Source organism: Acidovorax sp., assembly GCF_034519795.1.
GTDB lineage: Bacteria > Pseudomonadota > Gammaproteobacteria > Burkholderiales > Burkholderiaceae_C > Acidovorax.
Genome location: NZ_JAXHOB010000020.1, coordinates 902397 through 917341, shown reverse-complemented (window position 1 = coordinate 917341; position 14945 = coordinate 902397). Strand labels below are relative to the sequence as shown.

Sequence of the window (14945 nt, the reverse complement as noted above, 5' to 3'; positions counted from 1 at the left end):
TGGCGCTCACAGCGCCTGCAGCACCGTGGCAATGCCCTGGCCGCCGCCGATGCACTGGGTGGCCAGCGCGTAGCGTCCGCTCTGGCGCTGCAGCAATGCCGCCGCCTTGCCGGTGATGCGCGCGCCGGTGGCGCCCAGCGGGTGGCCGATGGCCATGCCGCCGCCGTCGAGGTTGATGGCCTCGGGCCGCAGGCCCAGTTCGCGGATGCAGGCCAGGGCCTGGGAGGCAAAGGCCTCGTTGATCTCGACCACATCCATGTCGGCAGCGGCCAGGCCTGCGCGCGCCAGCGCCTTGCGCGATGCCGGGATGGGCCCCAGGCCCATGAAGGCCGGGTCCACGCCCGCGGTGGCCATGGCGACGATGCGCGCCAGCGGTTGCAGGCCATGGCGCGCGGCGTAGGCCTCGCTGGTCACCAGCACCGCGGCTGCGCCATCGGTCAGGGGCGACGAAGTGCCCGCCGTGACCGAGCCAGTCTCGCGGAAAGCGGGCTTGAGGCCGGCCAGCGCTTCGAGCGAGGTGGCGGGGCGGATGCAGCCGTCCTCGGCCACCACCTGTCCGCCGGGCAGGGCGATGGGCACGATCTCGCTGCGCAGCAGGCCGGCCTCGCGTGCGGCAGCCGCCTTGCGGTGCGATTCAAAAGCCAGTTGGTCCTGGTCGGTACGCGACACCGCGTAGCGCTCGGCCACGTTCTCGGCCGTCTCGCCCATGGAGATATAGGCATCGGTCTGCTTGAACAGTACGGGGTGGGGCGAGAAGGTGAGGCCGCCCTGCGGCACCATGGTCATGGACTCAACCCCGAGGCACAGGTAAGCATCGCCCAACCCGGCCTCGATCTGCGCGGCGGCGATGTGCACGGCCGACATGGACGAGCCGCAAAAGCGGTTCACCGTCATGCCGCTGACCCCGTGCGGCAGCCCCGCCAGCAGCGACGCGATGCGCGCGATGTTGTTGCCCTGCGCGCCCTCGGGGTAGGCGCATCCGGCGATCACGTCATCCAGCGTCGCAGGGTCGATGCCCGTGCGCTGCACCAGGTCCCTGATGAGCTCGGCGGCGAGGGTGTCGGGCCGCACCGTGGCCAGCGCGCCTTTGCGTGCGAAATGGAAGGGGGTGCGGGCATAGGCGGAAATCAGGGCTTGCATGGCGACCTCGGGTTGCGTTAAATGTCGTGTGACATGAATAAGCATAAATGTCGATCAACATGTAAAATAAGTCAAGCACAAGGAGAAAGCCATGAAGGTGACCAGGGCGCAGGCCGAGGCCAACCGCGAACGCATCGTGGATGTGGCAGGCGAGCTGTTCCGTGAAAAGGGGTTCGACGGCATCGGGCTGAACGATCTGATGCAGGCCGCCGGGCTGACGCGCGGGGGCTTCTATGGCCATTTCGAGTCCAAGGACGAGTTGGCCAGCCTGGCATGTGAGCGCGCACTACAGGCCAGCAACCACTACTGGGAGGAGCTGTCGGCCAAGCCACCAGCCGAGGCGCTGCGGGCGCTGGTGGGCTTCTATCTCTCGGACGCGCATTGCGAGCGCAGGGCCCAAGGCTGCGCGATGGCCGCGCTCGCCGCCGATGTGGCCCGTGCCGGGCCGGCAATGCAGGGCACCTTCGAGGCCGGGGTCGAAAATTTTCTGCGGGTGCTGGAGCCGCTGGTGGCCGGCGACGGGCCGGCGGGGCGCAGAGAGCAGGCCCTGGCCACGCTGTCGCAACTGGTGGGCGCGCTGGTGCTGGCGCGGGCAGTCAGAAGCCCGGAACTCTCCAGGGACCTGCGTGCAGCGGCAGGCGCGGCGGTGATGGAGGACAGGGCGGCCCGGTGATCCAGGCGGTCTCTGCACGAGAGCTACCTGGCTGGCTCGGAGCAGATGGGGCTCAAGTCTTCGTCTCCTGTGCGCCGAGGGCGACCTGACCCCGAACATCCCAGCCGTGGATGCTGCCAACCGCGATGAACTGCAGGCCCTGATGACCCGCCTGGGTGGCATGCAGTCGCGCCTGGCGGCCTTGGTCGTGGGCATGCGCGGGGCCAGCAGTTCCGTGGCCGATGCCAGCGGTCTGCTCGGTGCGGGCAACAGCGACCTGTCGGCCCGCACCGAGCAGACGGCGTCCAATCTCGAAGAGATCGCCGCCAGCATGGAGGAGTTGCTGGCCACCGTGCGCCACGGCGCCGATGCGGCTGCGCAGGCCAGCAGCCTGGCGACCGGCCAGCGGCGTGGCGCAGCGCGGACGCGAAGCGGTGGACCGCGTGGTGGGCACGATGGAGGGCATTGCCCAATCGTCGCGGCGCATTGCCGACATCACCAGCGAGATCGATGGCATCGCCTTCCAGACCAACATCCTGGCGCTCAATGCGGCGGTCGAAGCCGCGTGCGCCGGCGAGCAAGGCCGCAGCTTTGCCGTGGTGGCCAGCGAGGTGCGCAGCCTGGCCCAGCGCTCGGCCACGGCGGCCAAGGAGATCGGCGGCCTCATCAGCGACAGCGTGCGCCAGGTCGACGAAGGCTCGGCGCTGGTGCACGCGGCCGGCAGCACCATGGGCGAGATCGTCGACTCGGTCAAACAGGTGGCGACCATCATCGGCGAGATCAGCACCGCTGCGCGCGAGCAGACCACGGGCCTGAGCCAGGTGGGCGAGGCCGTGTCGCAGCTGGACCAGATGACGCAGCAGAACGCCGCTTTGGTGGAGGAGTCGTCTGCTGCCGCCCAGGGGCTGCGCATGCAGGCGCAACAACTGGCCGAACTGGTGGAGGCGTTTCGCCTGCCCCCGGGGGCTGCAGTTGCGCCGCGCTGAAGCGCACTACCCCGCAACGTCCACCCGCCAGCGCCGGCGCGGCGCGCGCAAGGCGTGGCGCTTGCGGTACTCGGCCGGCGGCATGCCCACATGCCGCACGAAGATGCGGCGAAAGGCCGCGGGGTCCGCATAACCGCAGGCCACGGCGATGCTGGGCACGCTCTCCAGCGTCACTTCGAGCATGACCTTTGCGCGTGCGCAGCGCAGGGCATGCAGGTAGTCGAGCGGCGACTGCGCCAGCTCGGCCTGGAAGTGCCGCAGCAAGGTGCGCGTGCTCACCGATGCGGCCTGCGCCAGGCGTTCCAATGAATACGGCTCTTCCAGGTGGGCCTCCATCCAGGCGATGGCGCGCGCAAGGGTGCTGTCGCGCGTGGCGGGTATGTGCTGCTGTGCATTGGCCTGCAGGGCGGCCTGCGCCCGCTGGTGGTCGGGTGCCATCACCGTGGCGCAGGCCCGGGCCAGTTCCTCGCCAAAGGCATGGCGCACCAGGGCGATGGCCAGGTCCACCAGGTTGTGGGGCAGGGCACCGCTGAGCCAGGGGCCATCGTCGCTCCAGTCCCGGCCCGGCACCAGCGTGATGCCAGGGAAGTCGCGCGCAAAACCGGCCATGTAGAACCAGGGCAGGCTGGCCGTGTGCCCGTGCAGGCGGCCGCTGGCCGCGGCCAGCCAGGCCCCGTCACCCATCGTCAGCAGCTTCTGGCCGGCATCCACCGCAATGCCGATCTGGCGCACCAGTGCGGGGTGGCGCGCCACCACCTGGCGAATGGCCGGGATGTCGGCCGCGAGGAACGAAGGAATGAACAGGGCCTGCGCCGGGCCGTCGGGCCCCCCAGCGGCCATGTAGTGGGCCCAGGGGTCGGGCAGGGCAGGCAGGGGGCGGCCATCGGCATCCAGGAGCCGCCAGTCCATGCGCGGCGCCTGGTTGCCCAAGCGCAGCCGGGCCAGCAGGTTGGCGCTGCGCAGCAGGTCGATGAAGTGCAGCGCGTTGCCCAGGGCGGATTCGGGCACGAGCGGAATGTCGATGCGAAAAGTCAGTGCGGGCATGGCGATATCGGCTTGTTAGATGGCGATTTTCGCTTGTCATGAAACATCTGGGTACCCGTAGCATGAACGCTCGTTCTTTTTTATCCCCCTTGCACGGACCCCGCCTCATGCACAAAACCCTCTCATCGATCGCCATCGCTGCCGGCCTCGTCGCCGGCAGCCTGGCGCTGGTTTCTTCCGCCCATGCCCAGGCCCTGGATGCCGCCGGCCTGCAGGCCATCGATGCCGCCGTGAACAGCGTGGCTGGCAAGATGGTCAGCTGGCGCCGCGATATCCATGCCCATCCCGAGCTGTCGGGCCAGGAAGTGCGCACCGCCAAGCTGGTGGCCGAGCACCTCAAGCGCTTGGGCATGGAAGTGCAGACCGGCGTGGGCGGCACCGGCGTGGTGGGCACGCTGCGCGGTGGCCTGCCAGGCAAGGTGGTGGCGCTGCGCGCCGACATGGATGCGCTGCCGGTCTCCGAGAACACCAAGCTGCCGTTCGCCTCCAAGGTCAAGGCGAACTACCTGGGCAAGGAAGTGCCGGTGATGCACGCCTGCGGGCACGATGCCCACGTGGCCATGCTGATGGGCGCGGCCGAGGCGCTGGCCAGCATGCGCGCCACGCTGCCGGGCACCATCAAGTTCATCTTCCAGCCGGCCGAGGAGGGCGCGCCCGTGGAACCCGATGCCAATGGCAAGGTGCCCAGTTTCGGCGCCAAGGCCATGGTGGAAGAGGGCGCGCTGAAAGACGTGCAGGCCATCTACGGCCTGCACGTCACGGCCAACCTGCCGTCGGGCGTGGTGGGCTACCGCAGCGGTCCGCTGATGGCGGGCTCGGACAACATCAGTATCCAGGTCGAAGGCCGGGGTGGCCATGGCTCCTCGCCCTGGAATGCGGTGGATCCGGTGATCGCCGCCAGCCAGGTGGTGCTGGGCCTGCAGACGGTGGTGAGCCGCCAGCTCAACATCAGCAAGGAGCCCGCCGTCATCACCATCGGCTCCATCCATGGCGGCACGCGCTACAACATCATTCCCGACAACGTGGAACTGCTGGGCACGCTGCGCACATTCGACGAAGAGATGCGCCAGGAGGCGCTCAAGCGCATCACCACGACGGCCGAGTCCATCGCGGCGTCCAGCGGTGCCAAGGCCAAGGTGCGCTTCGGCCCCGTGGCCTACCCCGTGACCTCCAACCCTGCGGCGCTGACCGAGGCCTCGCTGCCCGCGCTCAAGCTGGCCACCGGCGGCAAGGCCATGATCATTCCCAAGGTGAGCGGCTCGGAAGACTTCTCGGAGTTCCAGAAGGTGGCGCCGGGCTTCTTCTACTTCCTGGGTGCACCCCCCAAGGGCGTGGACTTCAACAAGGCCCCGTCCAACCATTCGCCGCTGTTCGACATCGATGAAGACCAGTTGCCCGTGGGCGCCCGCACCCTGGCTGCGCTGGCCGTCGACTTCCTGCAGCGCAAGTAAGCCAGCGCGTCAATGAAGAGCCGCTGCCCTGCTGCCGATGAGCAGGCGAAAGGGCAGCAGCAGCGCCACGCCCAACGTGAGCTTCACGGCCAGGTCGCCCAGGGCCCAGGTGACCCACGGGTCGCTGGTGCCTGCAAAGGCGATGCTCCAGAAAGCAGCCGTGTCGAGCATGGCCGCGAGCAGCGTGGCGACCAGCGGCGCGCGCCACCAGCTGCCGTGGCGCAGGCGGTCGAACACGCCGATATCGAGCCACTGCGACAGCAAGAAGGCCGTGCCCGAGGCCACGGCAATGCGCGCCGGCGCCAGCACCAGCGAGGCCGCCACGGCCACCGCGAACCCCACCCAGGCCACGCGCCGCGCCTGCTGCGGGCCATGGCGGCGGTTGACCAGTTCACTGACCAGGAAGGCCACCGGGTAGGTGATGGCGCCCCAGGTGAGCCAGTCGTTGATCGGAAACTGCACCAGGATGTTGGAGGCCAGCACGACCGCGGCCATGGCCAGCGCGGCGGCGGTGAGCTGTGTGCGCGTGGGGGCGGTGAACAGCATGGTCACCGGCCTCAGGCAATACCCAGCATGGCGCGGGCCACGGCCTCGCCGACCTTGATGCCATCGACCCCTGCGGACAGGATGCCGCCCGCATAGCTGGCGCCTTCGCCTGCCGGATAGAGCCCACCGGTGTTCAGGCTTTGCAGGTTCTCGCGGCGCCCGATCTTGAGCGGTGAAGAGGTGCGCGTCTCCACCCCGGTGAGCACTGCGTCGTGCATGTCGAAGCCCTTGATCTTGCGGCCAAAGGCCGGCAGTGCCTCGCGCAGCGCGGCGATGGCATAGCCCGGCAGGGCCGCGTGCAGGTCGCCCAGGGCCACGCCGGGTTTGTACGAAGGCTCCACGTCACCGAGCTGCTTCGAATCGCGACCGGCGATGAAGTCACCCGCCAGTTGGCCGGGAGCGCTGTAGTCGCTACCGCCCAGCACATAGGCATTGGATTCGAGCTGGCGCTGCAGCACGATGCCCGCCAGCGGGTGGTGCTGGCCGGCCGGCTGCGCCTCGACACCGTAGGTGGCGCCCAGGTGCAGCGCGAAGGCTTCGGCGCCCGTGGGGTAGTCCGTGGGGTCGATGCCCACCACCATGCCGGCGTTGGCATTGCGCTCGTTGCGCGAGTACTGGCTCATGCCGTTGGTGACCACCCGGCCCGGCTCGCTGGTGGCGGCCACCACCGTGCCGCCCGGGCACATGCAGAAGCTGTACACCGCACGCCCGTTGGCGGCATGGTGCACCAGCTTGTAGTCGGCCGCGCCCAGCAGCGGGTGGCCGGCATGGCGGCCCCAGCGCGCGCGGTCGATCACGCCCTGCGGGTGCTCCACGCGGAAACCGATGGAAAACGGCTTGGCCTCCATGGCCACGCCGCGCTGGTACAGCATGGCGAAGGTGTCGCGCGAGCTGTGGCCCAGGGCCATCACCACATGGTCTGCGCGCAAATCGGTGGTTTCGCCGGTGGCCTGGTTCAGCACCTTCAGGCCGCGCAGTTGGCGTTTGTCGCCCGAACCTTCGACGACCACGTCGGTCACGCGCTGCTCGAAGCGGATCTCGCCGCCCAGTGCGATGATCTGCTCGCGCAGGTTCTCCACCACCTTCACCAGCTTGAAGGTGCCGATGTGCGGGTGCGCCACGTACAGGATCTCTTCGGGCGCGCCGGCCTTGACGAACTCGCCCATGACCTTGCGGCCCAGGTGGCGCGGGTCCTTGATCTGGCTGTAGAGCTTGCCGTCGCTGAAGGTGCCGGCACCGCCTTCGCCGAACTGCACGTTGCTCTCGGCATGCAGCTCGCGCTTGCGCCACAGGCCCCAGGTGTCCTTGGTGCGCTCGCGCACCGGCTTGCCGCGTTCCAGCACGATGGGCTTGAAGCCCATCTGCGCCAGCACCAGCGCGGCAAAGATGCCGCAGGGCCCGAAACCCACCACCACGGGCCGCAGCGGCAGATCGGCGGGCGCTTGGCCAACCGGCTGCCAGGCCATGTCGGGCGTGGGCTGGATGTGCGGGCGGCCGGCATGCCGGGCCAGCAGCACGGCTTCGCCCGACGGGTCGGCCAGGGTCAGATCGATGATGTAGACCGCCAGCAGGTCGGCCTTGCGCGCATCGAAGCTGCGCTTGTGCACGTGCACGCCGGCAATGTCGGTCGGGGCGATGCCCAGGATCTGGACGGCCTGGGCGCGCAGCGCGTCCAGCGGGTGTTCGGCGGCGTCGGCCGGCACGGCGGCCAGCGGCAGCTTGATTTCGGAAAGGCGGATCATGGTCTTGCAGGCCCGTGTCGATCGGGCGGTGGCAATGTCGTGGGGCTGGTATTTTAAAGGAGGCGGCCCTGCCACGCCCGCCAGGGTGGTCAGTCCGCGTCCAGCAGGCCCTCGGCCTGCGCCTTGAGCCATTGCTTGAGGTAGTCGTTGTCGGCCACCGCCTGAACCTCCCGCTGCAGCAGCGGAATATCGTGCTCCAGCACCTTGATCTGGCTGCGCTGCTGGGCCATCAGCTGGCCGGGCTGCAGCTTGCGCTTGGATGCAAGGCCCAACTGCAGCCGCATCGTGTTCTCCAGCGTCACCACCTCCTGGCGCAACTCTGCCAGTTGGTCGGTGAGCACCTGGTTGTAGCGCTGCAGGTGTGCGTCGCCCACGGCGGCCATGTGCTGGGCGTCGATCTGCTCCACTTCGAGCTGCAGTTGCAGCAGATCGAGCAGGCTGTTGGCTGCGTAGGCCAGGTTCACGCGCTGCATGAGCGCGGTCTTGCGCTGGCGCTCCGCGTCATCGGGCTCGCGGTCGGGGTGCAGGGCACTGGCGAGCTTGCGGTACACCGAGCGCACCGACTGGCTGGCCTCCTGCGCGGCTTCCTGCTGCTGGCGCTGTTGCGCGCTGGGCTTGCGGGCCCGGCTGGCGTGGTGGCGTTCGCGCTCCTTCTGGGCGCGGGCCTGGCGCGCCTGCATCTCCTCCTCCACACGGCGCACGATGTCCTCTGGCGACTCGGGCCCGCCGGGGGCCGCAATCTGCAAGGCGTCCGGCGTGTCGGGCACATCTGGAGGCTTCTCCTGCGCATACTGGGCGTGCAGCGCCTGCATTGCCTCGCGGGTGGCCGGGTCGCGCAGGTTGTCGGCCAGATCCCGGGCCAGCCGGGCGATCACGGCATGCAGGTCGCGCAGCAGCGTGCGGCCCAGACCCTTGCGCGCCGAGGCCTCCACCAGGGCGTTGACCAGGTCGGCGTGCGCGGCGTAGTACCTGTCGAGCAGGGGCGCCACATCCTTGGCATGGCGCTGGTGGTAGGCGTCGATGGCCTGGTTCCAGGCGGCGAGGATCGCGCGCTGGTCGGCGATCTGGGCCAGCAGGTCGTTGAACGACTGCTGCGCGGGCGTGAGCGATGCTTCGCCAGCCTGCTTTGCGATGTGCAGCGGCGTAACGGCGGGAGAAAGGGGCATGGAGGTGCAAAAGGGGGGAGGCGAAGGCCCCCCGATTTTGCCTGCACGCCCGGCGGTTCAGGCCGTGGGACCGCCGCCCTGCTTGCGCCAGCGCAGCTCCACCAGGCCAAAGGCCAGGGCGGCGAGCACCAGCGGCGCAAAGAAGTACAGGCTGCGGTAGGCCAGGATGGCGGCCAGCGCCTGCGGCGCCGGCATATAGGCCGACAGCACGGCCGTGCCCACGGCCTCCAGCACGCCCAGGCCGGCGGGAATGCGCGAGATCAACCCCGCAACGGCCCCGAGCAGCACGGTGGCCAGGGCCGCCACATAGGGCACCTGCTGCTGCGTGAGCAGCCAGATGGCACCGGCCATCACCATCCAGTTCACGGCCGACAGCACCACCTGCAGCAGCCCGACGGACCCGTGCGGCACGGGAAAGGTGTACCCCCGCAGCGTGATCGGCGCCCCCCGGCGCAGCACGCAGGCCACGAGGTACAGCCCGGTCACCGCGGCCATGGCGCTGCCGATCCAGCGCAGCTGGTGGCCTGCCATGTCCCAGCCTTCGGGCAGTTGCGGCGTCCAGAGCCAGAACACCGCACCCGCCAGCGCGAAGTAGCCGAGCCAGTTGGTGATGATGCTGATGGCCACCACCTGGCCGATGTCGCCCACCGACAGGCCCTGGCGCGAATACAGCCGGTAGCGCACCGTGACCCCGCCGATGAGGGAGCCCAGGTTGAGGGTGAACGGGTAGGCGATCAGCGTGGTGCCGATGGTGCGTGCCACCGGCAGGCCATGCCGCGTGTAGTAGCGCCCGAACAGGTCGAAGCTGCTGTAGATGCCGTGGCTGGCGAGCGCCAGCGCGGCACCGCCCAGCAGCGCGGCCATGGGCAGATCGATCAGCGCATTCCACACGGCGCCCCAATCCACGCTGCGCGCCTGCCGGAACAGCAGGGCGCCGATCAGCAGCACGAATGCGCCGGTGACCAGCGTGATGGCCCAGGGCCACCAGCGGCTGTTGCGCACGGTGCTCCAGCGGCCAGTCTCCTTGTGCGGGGCTGCGGCGGAGGATGGCGTGGTGGTCCCGCGCAAAGGGTGGGTGGCGGGAGCGCTCATGGGCTGTATCCTAAGTGGCGGAAGCCGCCTGGGGATTGTCGGTCGCCAGCGCATCGGCCTTGACCAGCGAAATGGTCGGCTCGTGGCGCGGCAGCCAGCCGGCCCAGGCCGGGAACCAGCGCATCAGGTGGAACACGCAGTAGCTGCGCACCAGGCGCAGGCCTTCCCAGCGGCTTTTGGGCGTGGGCTCCACCTGCTTGCAGGAGTTCTCCATCAGGTGTGCAAGGCGCCCGTGCAGGGTGGAGTTGAAGGCCCGGTCCCGGATGATGACATTGGCTTCGAGATTGAGCGACAGGCTCAGCGGATCGAGGTTGCTCGATCCCACGGTGGACCATTCGTCGTCCACCAGGGCCACCTTGCCGTGCAGCGGCCGGTCGCAGTATTCGTAGATGCGCACCCCGGCGCGCAGCAGGTGGTCGTAGAGCAGGCCCGCCGCGGTCTTCACGATGGGCATGTCGGGCTGCCCCTGCAGGATCAGGCGCACGTCCACCCCACGGCGTGCAGCGCGCCGCATCTCGCGGATGAAGCGGTAGCCGGGGAAGAAATAGGCGTTGGCGATCACCACCCGCTTGCGCGCCGAGCGCAGCGCAATGCGGTAATGGCGCTCGATGTCGTTGGTATGGCGGTGGTTGTCGCGCGTGACGAAGATGGCGTGCGCCGTGCCCTCGTACGGCAAGCCGCGCGTGTTGGACGCCTTGTTGCGGCGGCGGTCATCGGGGTCGAGCACCGCTTCGCGCGTGAAGTGGTGCATCTGGGCGACGATGGGGCCGCGCACCTGCACCGCGTAGTCCTGCTTGGCTTCGGGGCCGAAATCGGCCACATGGTCGGCCGAGTAGTTGATGCCCCCGATGAAGCCGAGTTCGCCATCCACCACCACGATCTTGCGGTGCATGCGGCGCAGCACGTTCAGGCGCTGGCCCATGACGCGCTTGCCGGGGTCGAAAACGCGAAAATGCACGCCAGCTTCCACCAAGGCACCCAGGTACTGGTCCGGCAGGTCGGGCGAGCCAAAGCCATCCACCAGCACATGCACCTGCACGCCGCGCTGCGCTGCGGCGAGCAGAACGGCATGCAGTTCCTGGCCGATCTTGTCGTCGAACAGGATGAAGGTTTCGAGCATCACCTCGCGGCGTGCCTTGCGAATGGCATCGAACACCCGGGGAAAGAAGTCCTCCCCGTTCTCGAGCAGTTCGAACTGGTTTCCAGGAACCCAGCGAGAGGACTGTGATGCGCGCGTCATAGCGAAATCTCCGCAGCCAGGGGTGCGTGGTCCGAGAGCTTGTCCCAGGGCTTCTTCGGCAGGTTCAAGGGGGTGTGCACAGAGGCATTGCGCACGTAGATGCGGTCCAGCGCCAGCAAGGGCATCGATGCGGGGAAGGTGCGTACCGCACGGCCGGTGGACTGCACGAACACTTCGTGCAGGTTGGCTCGCTCGCGCAAGACTTCGTGGGCGCGGCCACGCCAGTCGTTGAAGTCGCCGGCCACCACCACCGCCTCGTCGGGATCGAAGCTGTTGACCAGGTCGCACACGCTGCGCAGCTGGCGCTGGCGGTGGGCCTCCTGCAGGCCCAGGTGCACGCAGATGGCATGCACGGGGCTGTGGTGCTTGGGCGGCTGCAAAACACAGTGCAGCATGCCGCGCCGCTCGGGGCCGCTCACCGAGATGTCGTGGTTCTCGTAGTGGGTGATGGGGAACTTGGACAGCAGTGCGTTGCCGTGGTGCCCGTTGTCGTACACCGCATTGCGGCCATAGGCGAACTGGGTCCAGATGGTGTCGGCCAGGAACTCGTAGTGGGGCTCCTGCGGAAAATTCTCTACCCGGCCCGCATGGCGGTGGTGCGTTCCCAGCACCTCCTGCAGGAACACGAGGTCCGCCGCCACGTTGCGCACGGCATCGCGCAGCTCGTGCAGCATGAAGCGCCGGTTGAAGGTGGTGAAGCCCTTGTGCACATTCACGGTCAATACCTTGAAGGCAATGGGCTGGGTGGTGGAAGCGTGGGCCATGCAAGCAATCGGAAAGAGGTGTCGCACCCTGGTGGTGCGGTGCACCACCCCGGATGCGCTGGGCACTGGGGTGGTGGCGTGTCACCTTGATTGTTCCGGCCGCAGGCCGGGCTCGCTGTAGGACGGTTGGCCGTCAGCGCGTGCAGCGCCTACCCGCCGAGCGGGGTGCGTTCAGGCGGGCAGGAAGCCTTCGACCGACAGGTAGCGCTCGCCTGTGTCGTAGTTGAAGCCCAGCACGCGCGCGCCCACTGGCAGCTCAGGCAGCTTCTGGGCAATGGCGGCCAGCGTGGCACCCGAGGAGATGCCCACCAGCATGCCTTCTTCGCGGGCGCAGCGGCGTGCGTATTCGCGCGCCGGTTCGGCATCGACCTGGATCACGCCGTCGAGCACGGTGGTGTCGAGGTTCTTGGGCACGAAGCCTGCACCGATGCCCTGGATCGGGTGGGGCGCGGGCGCGCCGCCCGAGATCACGGGCGAGGCCGAGGGCTCCACCGCGAACACCTTGAGTTGCGGGAACTTCGCCTTGAGCACGCGTGCCACGCCCGTGAGGTGGCCGCCGGTGCCCACGCCGGTGATGATGGCGTCGAGCCCGTCGGGAAAGTCCGCCAGGATCTCCTGCGCCGTGGTGCGCACGTGTACGTCGATGTTGGCGGGGTTCTCGAACTGCTGGGGGATCCAGGCGCCCGGCGTCTGGGCCAGCAACTCCTGCGCGCGGGCGATGGCGCCCTTCATGCCCTTTTCGCGCGGGGTCAGGTCGAACGTGGCGCCGTAGGCCAGCATCAGGCGGCGGCGCTCGATGCTCATGCTGTCGGGCATCACCAGCACCAGTTTGTAGCCCTTGACGGCGGCCACCAGCGCCAGGCCGATGCCGGTGTTGCCCGAGGTGGGCTCGATGATGGTGCCGCCCGGCTGCAGCGCGCCCGAGCGCTCGGCATCTTCGACCATGGACAAGGCGATACGGTCCTTGATCGAGCCCCCGGGGTTGGCGCGCTCGGCCTTGACCCACACATTGGCAGCACTGCCGAACAGGCGGTTGATGCGCACGTGGGGCGTGTTGCCGATGGTCTGCAGAATGGTGTCGACTTTCATGGCGTCTCCTGGTCAGGCAAGGGATGGAAGGGGGAATGCAAAACAGGCATTTTGTCCCAGTCGGGAGCCCATGGGCGCGGCCGGGCCTTCACGGTGCGGGCCAGGGCTCTATCCGCACCAGGGTGCTGCCGTTCAAATCCTCGGTCACCACCCGTACCGGCAGGCAGGCGTTGATCACCGCGGCGTTCGTGCGCGTGTGGTCCGTGAGCTGGCTGGCCGTGTAGCTGGCAGCCTGGCCGGTGCGCCACACGGCCAGTGCCAGCGGCAGCATCCACTGGTCAGCCAGGTGCGGGCCGGTGGCCGCCGTGCTGCGCTGGAAGGCCAGCACCTCGTCGGCCAGCCGGCGCGCCACGAGTTCGGAGGACACCCCGCGCTCGCCGAACTGGCAGAACACTTCGGTCACCTGCGCATATTCCAGCGTGGCCAAGAGCACGTTGCCAGGGCCTTCGTGCTGGCGCACGCCGGGCGCGCGCAACTGGTCAGCCTCGTGCGTCCAGCCCAGGCGCCGGCCCAGTTCCTCCAGTTCGCGCGCAGCCACGCTGCGCGCCAGCCCGGGGGCCAGCGCCTCGGCCCAGGCAGGCAGGGCCGCCCCGCGTTCGGTCAGGTCAAACGGCACGAGCGCCTGCGTGGCAGGGGTGATCACGGCCTGCAGCAGGCCGCCGCCCGCGGGGTAGAAGCCACGCCGCTCCAGTGTGAGCACCAGCCCCACGCCCAGGCGCGCGAGCAGCGGTGCATAGGCGCGCTGCAGAAAGTCGAATGGCGGCGCCATCGGGTTGTGCGTGCCACCCGCCAGCTGGATGCGGCTGGGCCCATCGGCCAGCATCAGCGCGGGCAGCACGGTCTGCAGTACCAGCAGGCAACTGCCGGCACCGGCGATGCGAAAGGTGTAGTCGCCCGCCCGCACCGTGCCGGGCGTGAACTGCAGCGACTGGGAGCCCAGCTCCGCCCCGTCAGCCTGCCCGCCGCTGACCTGCACCGCCGCCTGCACGCAGGCCAGGTGCTGGCGCATCAGCCCGGGCTTGGCGCGGCCGGCACGGATGCGCTCGATGCGCAGCGGCCGGCCGGTGACCATGGACAGGGCCAGGCCGGTGCGCAGGATCTGGCCACCGCCTTCGCCCTGGGAGCCGTCGAGCGTCAGCATGGCGCCTCCTTGGCTGGGGGCGCGTTGAAGCGCAGCACCGTGTCGTGCAGCAGATCATCGAGCGCCGCATGGCCGGGCACGGGCAAAGGCTGCACCGGCTCGGCCGCGTTGCGTGCCAGCTCCGCTTCGATGAAGGCGTGGATGCCGGGCCAGCGCGGGCTGGTCGCGGCTTCGCCCGCGCGCATCTTCACCTCCAGCAGCGCGTTGATTTCGGCGATCAGCCCGGCGTCGGCCACCGGGTCCAGCGTGTGCTGGGCCAGCTCGGCGAAGCGCATGGGCGGCACGCCCGGGCGCGCGCGTATCCAGCGCGCGGCCAGCAGGGGGCGCAGCACGTAAAGGTACTTCTTGTAGCGCACCTCATCGGCCTGCAGGTGCTCGCGGAAGTTCTTCTTGGCCATGGAGGCATAGTGGTGCCAGCCCTTGGCGTTGGAAAACACCGTCTCGGCCAGCGCGCGAAAGCGATCCATGGTGGGCCCGTCCTCGCGGTAGACCACGGGCGAGCGCAGCCATTCGAGCAGTGTGGGGTTGGATTCGCGCATTAGCCCCAAGGCCTTGCGCAGGTCCCAGCCGTTGATGTCCAGGTCGCCGCTGATGGGCACCTCGATCACGTCGCGCCCCGGAGTCACCGTGAGGTACCAGGGCAGGCGGTTCACGTAGATGAAGCGCACGTCGTAGTCGCTGTCGGGCGAGGCAAAGCCCCAGCCCCGGCTGCCCGACTCGCAGGCAAACAGGATGGTGACCTGGTGCTGCGCCTCGATGGCGCCCAGGTTCTCCATGATCTGCGCGCGCATGGCGGGATCGATGGGGTGGGCCGATTGCAGAAATTCTTCTGGTTGCTGTTCTTGGTGCATGTGCTGATGCCGGCACTGGTCTGGCCAGCGCCGGCTCCGTT

At 68.9% G+C, this 14945-nt stretch carries 13 protein-coding genes and 1 pseudogene; 3 read left to right on the top strand and 11 right to left on the bottom strand.

The window, feature by feature from the left end; translation table 11 throughout:
* Positions 1 to 6 precede the first annotated feature (6 nt).
* Complete coding sequence (locus tag U5N23_RS25490) at positions 7 to 1140, bottom strand: thiolase family protein (protein WP_322595482.1); 1134 nt, start codon at positions 1138 to 1140, stop codon at positions 7 to 9.
* Positions 1141 to 1231: 91 nt separating this feature from the next.
* Between U5N23_RS25490 and U5N23_RS25485 the strand changes: the two genes are divergently transcribed.
* Together U5N23_RS25485 and U5N23_RS25480 are read left to right on the top strand one after the other, a co-directional pair.
* Entirely contained in the window at positions 1232 to 1813 is a 582-nt protein-coding gene (locus tag U5N23_RS25485; protein ID WP_322595481.1) for a TetR/AcrR family transcriptional regulator, read from the top strand.
* Between the two features lie 73 nt (positions 1814 to 1886).
* Positions 1887 to 2778: pseudogene (locus U5N23_RS25480) on the top strand (methyl-accepting chemotaxis protein); the annotation flags it as partial.
* A 6-nt stretch (positions 2779 to 2784) separates the two neighbouring features.
* Here U5N23_RS25480 and U5N23_RS25475 read toward each other — a convergent pair.
* Complete coding sequence (locus U5N23_RS25475) at positions 2785 to 3822, bottom strand: GlxA family transcriptional regulator (protein ID WP_322595480.1); 1038 nt, start codon at positions 3820 to 3822, stop codon at positions 2785 to 2787.
* Between the two features lie 107 nt (positions 3823 to 3929).
* On the opposite strand from U5N23_RS25475, the gene U5N23_RS25470 reads away from it, so the two are divergent.
* Complete coding sequence (locus U5N23_RS25470) at positions 3930 to 5273, top strand: amidohydrolase (RefSeq protein WP_322595479.1); 1344 nt, start codon at positions 3930 to 3932, stop codon at positions 5271 to 5273.
* Between the two features lie 9 nt (positions 5274 to 5282).
* Here the strand turns inward: U5N23_RS25470 and U5N23_RS25465 are convergent, their stop codons facing one another.
* The 9 genes from U5N23_RS25465 to U5N23_RS25425 all read right to left on the bottom strand — a co-directional run bounded on the left by U5N23_RS25465 (position 5283) and on the right by U5N23_RS25425 (position 14904).
* The gene (locus U5N23_RS25465) at positions 5283 to 5819 is read right to left on the bottom strand and encodes a VUT family protein (protein WP_322595478.1); all 537 of its coding nucleotides are present in this window, start codon (positions 5817 to 5819) and stop codon (positions 5283 to 5285) included.
* 11 nt (positions 5820 to 5830) lie between these two features.
* Positions 5831 to 7561 carry an NAD(P)/FAD-dependent oxidoreductase gene (locus tag U5N23_RS25460; protein WP_322595477.1) on the bottom strand — a complete coding sequence of 577 codons (1731 nt, stop codon included), beginning with the start codon at positions 7559 to 7561 and terminating at the stop codon, positions 5831 to 5833.
* Between the two features lie 89 nt (positions 7562 to 7650).
* The gene (locus U5N23_RS25455) at positions 7651 to 8727 is read right to left on the bottom strand and encodes a J domain-containing protein (protein WP_322595476.1); all 1077 of its coding nucleotides are present in this window, start codon (positions 8725 to 8727) and stop codon (positions 7651 to 7653) included.
* Positions 8728 to 8784: 57 nt separating this feature from the next.
* Positions 8785 to 9819 carry a YbhN family protein gene (locus tag U5N23_RS25450; RefSeq protein ID WP_322595475.1) on the bottom strand — a complete coding sequence of 345 codons (1035 nt, stop codon included), beginning with the start codon at positions 9817 to 9819 and terminating at the stop codon, positions 8785 to 8787.
* A 10-nt stretch (positions 9820 to 9829) separates the two neighbouring features.
* Entirely contained in the window at positions 9830 to 11059 is a 1230-nt protein-coding gene (clsB, locus tag U5N23_RS25445; RefSeq protein WP_322595474.1) for a cardiolipin synthase ClsB, read from the bottom strand.
* Complete coding sequence (locus U5N23_RS25440; RefSeq protein ID WP_322595473.1) at positions 11056 to 11823, bottom strand: endonuclease/exonuclease/phosphatase family protein; 768 nt, start codon at positions 11821 to 11823, stop codon at positions 11056 to 11058. Before U5N23_RS25440 ends, clsB begins: the two co-directional genes overlap by 4 nt.
* Positions 11824 to 11994: 171 nt before the next feature.
* On the bottom strand, positions 11995 to 12912 hold the full coding sequence (gene cysK, locus U5N23_RS25435; protein WP_322595472.1) for a cysteine synthase A: 918 nt from the start codon (positions 12910 to 12912) through the stop codon (positions 11995 to 11997).
* Between the two features lie 88 nt (positions 12913 to 13000).
* Positions 13001 to 14053 carry an RNA 3'-terminal phosphate cyclase gene (gene rtcA, locus U5N23_RS25430; protein ID WP_322595471.1) on the bottom strand — a complete coding sequence of 351 codons (1053 nt, stop codon included), beginning with the start codon at positions 14051 to 14053 and terminating at the stop codon, positions 13001 to 13003.
* A complete protein-coding gene (locus U5N23_RS25425) occupies positions 14047 to 14904 on the bottom strand; it encodes a nucleotidyltransferase domain-containing protein (RefSeq protein WP_322595470.1) in 858 nt (285 codons plus the stop codon). Before U5N23_RS25425 ends, rtcA begins: the two co-directional genes overlap by 7 nt.
* Positions 14905 to 14945 lie beyond the last annotated feature (41 nt).

Excerpts from the sequence above, each read along its gene's own strand:
- U5N23_RS25470 (WP_322595479.1), top strand. The coding sequence starts at position 3,930 with ATGCACAAAACCCTCTCATCGATCGCCATCGCTGCCGGCCTCGTCGCC.
- U5N23_RS25455 (WP_322595476.1), bottom strand. The coding sequence starts at position 8,727 with ATGCCCCTTTCTCCCGCCGTTACGCCGCTGCACATCGCAAAGCAGGCT.
- U5N23_RS25465 (WP_322595478.1), bottom strand. The coding sequence starts at position 5,819 with ATGCTGTTCACCGCCCCCACGCGCACACAGCTCACCGCCGCCGCGCTG.
- U5N23_RS25450 (WP_322595475.1), bottom strand. The coding sequence starts at position 9,819 with ATGAGCGCTCCCGCCACCCACCCTTTGCGCGGGACCACCACGCCATCC.
- U5N23_RS25440 (WP_322595473.1), bottom strand. The coding sequence starts at position 11,823 with ATGGCCCACGCTTCCACCACCCAGCCCATTGCCTTCAAGGTATTGACC.
- U5N23_RS25425 (WP_322595470.1), bottom strand. The coding sequence starts at position 14,904 with ATGCACCAAGAACAGCAACCAGAAGAATTTCTGCAATCGGCCCACCCC.
- U5N23_RS25475 (WP_322595480.1), bottom strand. The coding sequence starts at position 3,822 with ATGCCCGCACTGACTTTTCGCATCGACATTCCGCTCGTGCCCGAATCC.
- U5N23_RS25460 (WP_322595477.1), bottom strand. The coding sequence starts at position 7,561 with ATGATCCGCCTTTCCGAAATCAAGCTGCCGCTGGCCGCCGTGCCGGCC.
- clsB (WP_322595474.1), bottom strand. The coding sequence starts at position 11,059 with ATGACGCGCGCATCACAGTCCTCTCGCTGGGTTCCTGGAAACCAGTTC.
- U5N23_RS25485 (WP_322595481.1), top strand. The coding sequence starts at position 1,232 with ATGAAGGTGACCAGGGCGCAGGCCGAGGCCAACCGCGAACGCATCGTG.
- cysK (WP_322595472.1), bottom strand. The coding sequence starts at position 12,912 with ATGAAAGTCGACACCATTCTGCAGACCATCGGCAACACGCCCCACGTG.
- rtcA (WP_322595471.1), bottom strand. The coding sequence starts at position 14,053 with ATGCTGACGCTCGACGGCTCCCAGGGCGAAGGCGGTGGCCAGATCCTG.
- U5N23_RS25490 (WP_322595482.1), bottom strand. The coding sequence starts at position 1,140 with ATGCAAGCCCTGATTTCCGCCTATGCCCGCACCCCCTTCCATTTCGCA.